At 44.9% G+C, this 9087-nt stretch carries 8 protein-coding genes; 1 reads left to right on the top strand and 7 read right to left on the bottom strand.

From position 1 onward, the window contains the following. Positions 1–142 precede the first annotated feature (142 nt). The gene (locus tag WMO25_RS10440) at positions 143–802 is read left to right on the top strand and encodes a 3-oxoacid CoA-transferase subunit B (protein WP_117539229.1); all 660 of its coding nucleotides are present in this window, start codon (positions 143–145) and stop codon (positions 800–802) included. Positions 803–876: 74 nt separating this feature from the next. On the opposite strand, the gene WMO25_RS10445 is transcribed toward WMO25_RS10440, so the two are convergent. The 7 genes from WMO25_RS10445 to WMO25_RS10475 all read right to left on the bottom strand — a co-directional run bounded on the left by WMO25_RS10445 (position 877) and on the right by WMO25_RS10475 (position 8716). After that, positions 877–1473 (bottom strand): GDSL-type esterase/lipase family protein, encoded by a 597-nt coding sequence (locus tag WMO25_RS10445; protein ID WP_256166923.1) that lies wholly within the window; start codon positions 1471–1473, stop codon positions 877–879. A gap of 11 nt (positions 1474–1484) precedes the next feature. Then, positions 1485–2633, bottom strand: a complete 1149-nt coding sequence (locus tag WMO25_RS10450; RefSeq protein WP_349085273.1) for a PP-loop family protein — start codon at positions 2631–2633, stop codon at positions 1485–1487. A gap of 190 nt (positions 2634–2823) precedes the next feature. Beyond that, positions 2824–3756 (bottom strand): ABC transporter ATP-binding protein, encoded by a 933-nt coding sequence (locus WMO25_RS10455; RefSeq protein WP_349085274.1) that lies wholly within the window; start codon positions 3754–3756, stop codon positions 2824–2826. Further along, positions 3740–4834, bottom strand: a complete 1095-nt coding sequence (locus WMO25_RS10460) for an ABC transporter ATP-binding protein (RefSeq protein WP_349085276.1) — start codon at positions 4832–4834, stop codon at positions 3740–3742. The genes WMO25_RS10455 and WMO25_RS10460 overlap by 17 nt, the downstream gene beginning before the upstream one ends. A gap of 22 nt (positions 4835–4856) precedes the next feature. Further along, a complete protein-coding gene (locus tag WMO25_RS10465; RefSeq protein ID WP_349085278.1) occupies positions 4857–5924 on the bottom strand; it encodes an ABC transporter permease in 1068 nt (355 codons plus the stop codon). 5 nt (positions 5925–5929) lie between these two features. Continuing rightward, a complete protein-coding gene (locus WMO25_RS10470) occupies positions 5930–6865 on the bottom strand; it encodes an ABC transporter permease (RefSeq protein ID WP_349085279.1) in 936 nt (311 codons plus the stop codon). A 141-nt stretch (positions 6866–7006) separates the two neighbouring features. After that, on the bottom strand, positions 7007–8716 hold the full coding sequence (locus WMO25_RS10475) for a peptide ABC transporter substrate-binding protein (protein ID WP_349085280.1): 1710 nt from the start codon (positions 8714–8716) through the stop codon (positions 7007–7009). Positions 8717–9087 lie beyond the last annotated feature (371 nt).

The following is a 9087-nucleotide window of genomic DNA, read 5'->3' on the forward strand; positions in this document are numbered from 1 at the left end:
AAGAGATTCACGTACCTGCACCTATTGTTGATATGGTCTATGTGCGCACAGGCGAGAAACGTCCACTGTGTCCAATGTGGCAGCGTGCAAAGGCTAAGGCAGAAGCCAAAGCAAGAGAAAAGGCAGAAGGAGGGAATAAGTAATGGCAGAATTAACCGGACGCGCACTCATTGCATCCCGCTGCGCGAAATTCTTTAAAAATGGTGATTTTGTAAATCTTGGTATCGGTGTTCCTCTGATGTGTGTGAACTATCTTCCTGAAGGCGTAGAGCTCTGGCTTGAAGCCGAAATCGGAACGGTCGGAAGTGGTCCTTCTCCAAGCTGGGACGACGTTGACATCGACTGTATCGATGCCGGTGGTCAACCTGCTTCCATCATTCCTGGGGGAAGCGTTTATGATAACGAAACTTCCTTTATGTTCATCCGCGGCGGTCACATTGACGCAGCTGTTCTTGGTACATTGCAGGTCGATCAGGAAGGCAGCATTGCCAACTGGACGATTCCTGGCAAACTTGTTCCTGGTATGGGCGGCGCCATGGATCTCTGTGCCGGTGTCAAGAAGATTATCGTTGCAACTGATCACTGCGAGAAGAACGGTCAGTCCAAGATTCTTAAGAAATGTACACTGCCTCTGACAGGCTATCAGTGCGTCACAGATATCGTTACTGAAAGATGTTATTTTGAAGTCACACCGGAAGGTCTCGTTCTCCGCGAAGTTGCGCCGGGATATACAGTCGAAGATATTCTGGCATGCACAGATGCTGACGTCATCGTTCCTGATGAAGTTGGTGTGATGCAATAAATTTATAGTCGTTTAAAAAGGTATTGACCGACATTCATACCCCCGCTGTCCACCGGACAGCGGGGGTATTGTATTTAGAAAATGTCAGCCAATACCTTTTTCAATTCTTCGGCAAAAATCTGATGTCCCTTTGCCGTCATATGTACCCCGTCAGCCCCCAGTTCGACAGGCCAGACAGATGCATTAACAAAATGAAGATGAAGTTTCTCTGCAATATCCGCATAATAATCCCCAAGCTCACGACAAGCCTCATCCAAACCGGTGGATGACGGCGCCATCTCACCAAGAGCCGTAGACGGCGGCGCAATTAAAAGCACCTGTTCCGGTCTGCAGACCATTGGCTGTACCTGAAGAAATTCTGTCAGGAACTGTTCCATCCGCACGGCCACCTTGGCACTGCCGGAGCGAACCATGGTCAGCAGATCATTGGTTCCCAACATCACTGTCAGCAGATCGAAATCACCCTCCCGGCGCAGAATCTCCGTCAATTCATTCAGTTCCCATTGATCCGACGGAATCTCCCGTCCGTTCTCCCCCAGATTCACAACGTCATATAAACCAGAATTCTGAAGGATGCCAGTCCATCGGATATCTGCGTGATGTCGTCCGCCGGCAAAACCGCAGGCACCATAAGTATTGGAGTCACCGTAACATATGATTTTATAAGCCATCCTGCTTCCTCCTATTCCTTTTGGTCATTATAAGTATCAAGGAAATGATGAACCTGTCCGTTCTGCTTATAGGCAATAATCGTGCTGAGATTGACATTTTCCACACTCTTGAAAATATTGCCCTCTACAAAAGGGTTCACTTTCTTCAGTTCACTGATTAACTGCTTAATCTCCATGCGCTTGGAGGCCGATGTGCCGTCCGGACGACAGGAACTGCAGGTGTCTGTAAAGCGACAGGCGCACTGGATAAAATGCAGACCGTTTAAATCACGCCACTGCTTAATATCCTCCTCACGAATCAAATACATCGGACGAATCAGTTCCATACCCTCAAAATTACTGCTGTGCAGCTTCGGCATCATGGTCTGTATCTGAGCACCATAAAGCATCCCCATCAAAATGGTCTCAATGACATCGTCATAATGATGCCCCAATGCAATCTTATTGCACCCAAGTTCTTTTGCCTTATTATACAGATGGCCGCGGCGCATTCTTGCACACAGATAGCATGGAGACTTTTGGATATCATATACTGCTTCAAAAATCTGGGATTCAAAAACTGTAATCGGCACACCCATAATCCGGGCATTATTCTCTATTAACTTTCGATTAACTTCACTGTATCCCGGGTCCATCACAAGGAACACCAGCTCAAATGGAAATTTGTTGTGGCGTTTCAATTCCTGGAATAATTTCGCCATCAGCATGGAATCCTTGCCGCCTGAAATACAGACCGCGATCTTGTCCCCCGGCTGTATCAGATCATAGGTATTGATTGCCTTGGCAAACTTGCTGAACAGTGCTTTGTGAAAACGGCCTTTACGGAGACTCTTCTCAATCTCCTCCTGCTTGTCATCACCGCCAAAACTTGCCATCAGCCATGCACTGTAACCGCCCGACAGACTCACGGCATCATAATCCAGTTCGCGCAGTTTCGGCACCAGCCTCGCACTGTTCATGCCTTTCATGCAATATAATATATATTTCTTATCCTTTGCCAACTTTCCGGCTTCAGCCTGCTCAACAATATCCGGCATACTGACTGCGCCCGGAATGGCCCCATAGCCAAAAGAAATGGCATCCCTGACATCCACCAGCAGATAAGTCCCCACCGCCAGATCAGAAAGCCCTTTAATCGTTATCTCTGCTGCTTCGCTCATTCTTTATCTCTCCATATCATTTTCATTTATACCGTTTTGTATCTATTGTACCAGTCCCCGGGCATAAAAAAAAGCCCTTTCTTCTGTAAATGAACTGAAGCATCCTCCCAATCGTCAGATTTTAGGTCTGACTTTTGGTAGACGTTCAGCAGTTACATAGAAAGGACTTTTCTAATTTTTTATGCACAGCTTACTGCCATCGTGCAAATTCTTCATCCGTACATTTCACATAGTGCTTACCGCCTACATGGTGTGATGTACCTTTGTTATAATCAATGCCTGATGTCTTATAGTCATAGGTTTCAGCCTTACGCTGTTTTTCCACAACAGGGTTTGGCGCCGGTATCGCTGACAGCAAACTTCGTGTATAAGGATGTATCGGATGACTGAATATCTCTTCTGTTGTTCCTGTTTCAAGAAGGTGTCCCAAATGCAGAACGCCAATCCTGTCGGAGATATATTTGACCATGGAAAGGTCATGAGCAATAAACAGATAAGCGGCCCCGGTTTCTTGCTGGATATCCTTCATCAGGTTGACAACCTGGGCCTGAATGGATACATCCAGGGCTGAAATACATTCATCTGCGATAATCAGCTTCGGGTCCATAATCAGCGCACGGGCAATGCCGACTCGCTGTCTCTGACCACCTGAAAACTGGTGCGGATAACGTGTCGCATGTTCCGGTGAAAGGCCGACCTTTTCAAGAATGGCTTTGACCTTTTTGTCACGTTCTGCATGACTGCTGCATGTATGATGAATATCCAACCCCTCGCTGATGATATCGCCAATTCTCTTTCTCGGATTCAGTGAAGCCATCGGATCCTGGAAAATCATCTGCATCTGTGTGCGAAGCATCTCGTTGTCCTTGCTGCTCAATCTGCCGCTGATATCAGTTCCGTCAAAAGTAATCTTACCGGCAGTCGGATCATACAGACGAATAACACTTCGTCCAATCGTTGACTTACCAGAACCGGATTCTCCTACAAGGCCATAAGTTTCTCCCGGATAAATCTCAAAAGAAACATCATCCACAGCTTTGACTGTAAATTTCTTACTGACTTTAAAATACTGCTTGAGGCCTTCAACTTTAAGAATTGGGGCTGCATCATAATTCACTGCCATACTTCTCAGCCTCCTTCTTCATTCTTTCAAGACGTGTCTTCAACTCTTCCGGCATCTCTACCTTCGGTGCACGCGGGTCAAGCAGCCATGTTGCTGCATAATGGGTATCTGAGATCCTGAACATCGGCGGGTCCGCCTTGTCATCCAGCACAAGTGCATATTTATTACGTGGTGCAAAGGCATCTCCCGGCTTCTCATGCAGCAGATTTGGCGGCGAACCCGGAATGGTATACAAACGTTCATCATCTGTTTCCAGATCAGGCATGGCTGACAGCAGACCCCAGGTATACGGATGCCTCGGGTCATAGAAAATATCATTAATTAATCCTTTTTCTACAATCTTTCCGGCATACATAACATTGACATAGTCTGCGACCTTTGCCACAACGCCTAAATCATGGGTAATATAAATAACGGAAATTCCTCTTTCTTTCTGTACTTTACGGATTAATTCAATAATCTTCGCCTGAATCGTTACATCCAGCGCTGTTGTCGGTTCATCACAGATCAGCAGTTCCGGATTACAGGACAGGGCAATAGCGATAACCACACGCTGACGCATACCCCCTGACAGCTGATGCGGATAGTTTTTCATACGTTTCTCGGCATCTTCAATACCAACTTCCTTCAGCAGTTCCACAGAACGTTTCCAGGCCTCTGCTTTCGGTGTCTTATAATGCCAGATCATGCCTTCCATAATCTGTTTGCCGATGGACATGGTTGGGTCCAGACTGGTCATCGGGTCCTGAAAAACCATGGCAATACGTTTGCCGTTGACATTACGTCGAATCCACTTTTTATCCTTCTTAAGGATATCGACGGTTTCCATGTTGCCGCCATCATTGCGGTATGTATATTCGATGGAACCGTTTGTTACTGTCGCATTTGAGGCCAGGATACCCATGGCCGCTTTCATTGTGACAGATTTACCTGAACCGGATTCACCGACAATGGCTACTGTTTCTCCTTTATACAGGTCAATATTGACACCACGAATCGCATGAACAGGGCCTGCCGTTGTACGAAAGGTAATATCAAGATCCCGTATCTGAAGAATTTTTTCTTTTGCTTCTGGCATACTTCTCTTCTCCTTTCGCCAATTACATTTCTTTCATCTTCGGATCCAGTGCTTCACGCAGGCCGTCCGCTACCAGATTAAAACTGAGCATCAGCAGTGCCATCACTACAATCGGAGGAATAATCTGATACGGATGCGTCGTAAAACTGTTGAAACCATCAGAAATCAGTGAACCAAGTGAACATTGCGGTACAGGAATACCAAGGCCTACAAAGCTTAAGAATGCCTCTGTAAAAATAGCTGTCGGTATGGAGAACATAACCTGTGTAATAATCGGTCCAATAATATTCGGCAACACTTCTTTGAAAATAATGAAGAAGCTGCCGGCACCCAATGTTCTTGATGCAAGAACAAATTCCTGCTCCTTGAGCTTGAGCATCTCTGCACGTGCAATACGGCTCATGCCGACCCACTCTGTCAGCATCAGGGCAAAAATAATGGTCACCATACCCGGCTTTAATACAAGCAGCAGCAGCGTACAGATAACCAGTCTCGGAATACTATTGGCCACCTCCAATATTCGCTGCATCACCATATCCGTCTTACCGCCGAAATAGCCTGAGATCAAACCATAGCACATACCGATGATCATATCAATAATTGCCGCTGCAACGGCGATCAATAATGAAACCCTTGCACCTTCCCAGGTACGTGTCCAGATATCACGCCCGAAATTATCACTGCCGAACCAGTAATAGACGTCCTCCAGACCTTTATCAATATAATAGTTAATCTTCTTTGTGCCAGTCGTACTCTTCATGGCTTCGCTGCCGTCAAAAATACCGTATTTTTCCAGAGCCTTTACTCTTGGCGCAAAATTCTTCTGACTCAGATTCTGATCAGAATAGTTATAGTCATTCATATTCGGTCCGACAATGGCCAGCGCAGCAATCACAATAATCAGAGCAAGACCCACAACTGCACTGATTTTTCTGAAAAAGCGGATAAAAACATCTTTCCAGAAGCTCTGTGCAGCAAAGTTCTCATCAATCTGGATAGCCGCCGCATTATCCTTTAATACAAAATCGGAATCGACCGGTATATATGCTGCTGCCGGCTGAACTGCTGCTGATTCTTTTACTTTTCTCATATTTATCAGTCTCCATTCTTTGCCAGTCTAATTCTCGGATCAATAATACCATACAGAATATCTACCACCAGCATAATCACAATATACAGTGCCGAATAAATAAAGCTCAGTGCGATAACAACATTATAGTCATTGGATTGGATCGCGCTGACCAGAAGACTTCCGACACCAGGAATAGCGAAAATCTTCTCTACAACCAGTGAACCGGTCATCAGGTCAACAATCAGCGGCGCTAATACCGTGATAATAGGGATTAAAGCATTTCTCAGTGCATGACGGATGATCAGTGTCGGTCCTGAAAGACCTTTGCTCTCCGCCAGAAGCATATATTCACTTCCCATAACCTCCAACATCTCACTTCTGGTAAATCTGGCTATCGATGCCATCGTAAACATGGACAATGATATACTCGGCAAAACACTGGATCCGAAAACATCCTTTGCTGAGAACAGCATTGGGAACCAACTTAAGCGAAAACCAAAGGTATAACTGAGTGCCAGCGCAAATACGTACGACGGGACCGATACACCGATAACCGACAGAACCGTTGCCAGAGAATCCCAGATTGTATCATGCTTCAACGCTGCCAGCAATCCCAGCAAAAGTCCTGCCACTGCACCAATTGTAACTGCCAGTCCGCCGATTCCAATCGAAATTGGAAGTCTTGTCTGAATCAGCTGTGAAATCGGTGTGTTTTTGGAAATATTATAACTTACGCCCATATCACCACGCAGCATATTGCCTACATACCTGAAAAACTGTACCACAACCGGCTGGTCCAATCCGTACTTAGTATAAAGGGCAGCTCTTTGATCCGCATTCAGTTTCTCATCATTAAAAGGAGAACCCGGCATTAGCTGCATCAGGATAAACAATACAAGTAAAATTACCAAAAGCGTGAAGATGGCTGTAAGAACTCTTTTTAAAGTATATTTCTTCATCTTTAGTGTCTCCTTGCTTCAAAGCTCAATGAAACACGCTTCGCGAGTTTCACGCATTATTCGTGTAAACCAAAGGGCCGCACTAAAATCATCTTCAGTGCGGCCGCAAAATTTCAGTCAAATCATGCCAGCCAAATCTGATTATTCAGATTTAACTGTGTCTTTGTATACACGGTTCAGGGCTACAGGATGGAAATCAATACCTGTAACTTTTGAAGACTGCATCTGTGCATTGCTCTGTGTATAAAGTGGGAAGATAACAGCCTGATCCATGACAATCTTCTCAGCATCATACATCTTAGCCCAACGTCCTTCTGCATCTGTACAAAGGTCACCGGTTGTACACTCAGCAATAATTGCATCGTAATCTGCATCGCTCCACAGACCGTAGTTGTTGGAGTTGCCTGTGATCCACATACCAAGATATGTCATTGGATCAGCATAGTCCGGACCCCATCTTGTAAGGGCAATCTGGAAGTTGCCGTCCTGCATATCCTGTACTCTCTGTTTCTTAGGCTCAACCTTGATAGAAACTGTCAGACCAGGAAGTGTCTGCTGCCACTGCTCCTGAAGAACCTGAGCAACCTTCTGAGGTGCATCATCTGCATCAACAATCATCTCAAGTGTCATTTCAGTTTCGCCGAGTTCCTCAAGACCCTTCTTCCAGTAATCAGCTGCCTTTTCAGCATCAAATGCGCATACATCTGAGAACTTTGTCTGGTCTTCAGAGAAATCGGAACCGTCAGGACCTGCTGCGAACTGCATAGGTACTGCTGTATATGTAGGAAGTGAACCATCCTTTAATACATCATTTGTAATTGCTTCACGGTCAATTGCCATTGTCAGAGCCATACGGATATTCTGGTTATTCAGTTCCGGAACAGCTGACATATTCGGGCTGACATACCAGAGGTAACCGGCACCAATTGTCTTGAATTCAGGATCATCCTTTACCTGGTCAACCTGTTCGCCGTTAACCAATGTGATATCAAGGTCACCATTCTGATAGCTCATCAGTGCCTGCTGTGAATCCTGGATAACCTGATAATTCAGACCTGCAAGTTTGACTCTGTCTGCATCATAGTAATCTGCATTCTTTGTTAAATGGAATGCTGTTGCTGCCGGCTGATAATCATCCAGAACATAAGCACCGTTAGAAAGAACTGTTTCAGGGCTTGTACCGAATGTATCCCCACATGAATTGAAGAACTCTTCATTTACAGGATAGAATGTAGGGAAGTACATCAGTGACAGGAAGTAGCTGACAGGAACATTCAGTTCAACCTTCAGTGTATTGTCATCCACTGCTGTAACACCTAATTCGCTCTTATCCTTCTCACCTGCAATAATCTCAGCTGCATTCTTAACCTGGCCGATATCGCTGAGCATATAAGCATACTCAGAAGCGACAGCCGGATCAACAGCTCTCTGCCATGCAAATACAAAATCTGCTGCTGTTACAGGGGTGCCATTACTCCACTTTGCATCTGTACGAAGATGGAAAGTATAAGTCAATCCATCATCTGATAATTCATAAGATTCTGCAATTGCAGGCACAGCCTGTCCATCAGAATCCATCTGCATCAGACCATCTGTGTAGTCTGCAATAACTTCAAAAGAAGTACCATCTGTCGCCTGCTGTGGGTCTAATGACTGAACAGGTGTCTCCAACATAACGTTCAGGTCATCACCGCTTGCAGCTGCACTGCCTGATTCTGCTGCTGTCGATTCTGCTGAAGATTCGCCTGCAGCTGCTGTTGTAGATGTACTGCCACTGCCGCCGCATCCGACAAGACCAACAACCATTGCTGCGGCAAGTGCAAAAGCAACTGCTTTCTTTGCTTTTTTCATAAAAATCTCCTCCTTAAAAGATATGTGCCTAGGTAACTATTGATTGAACACATACCCTGCGCTTTGTTAGCAGTTTACCACACTATCATTTTAAATGCAAGATAAACATGCAATTTCAAGATACAAAAATTGCATATTTCTATAAATTATAGAGTAATTTGGTAAAAGTGTCTACAATCTATGCCTCATAAAATATTTCTATCCCCATTAATAGGCTGTACTTATTTGCTTTTTTCTTATTAACTTGATATTATAAATGGAGTATGTCAAACTTTACTTCATCATAAAAGGAAATAGAGAAATGAAGAAATATATAAAATACGCTTTTTCCAGGACACTGCCCGCCCTGTGTGTTAGGATAATTGTCAGAG

Origin of the sequence: Coprococcus intestinihominis, assembly GCF_040096555.1 — a bacterium.
Taxonomy (GTDB): domain Bacteria; phylum Bacillota; class Clostridia; order Lachnospirales; family Lachnospiraceae; genus Coprococcus_A; species Coprococcus_A intestinihominis.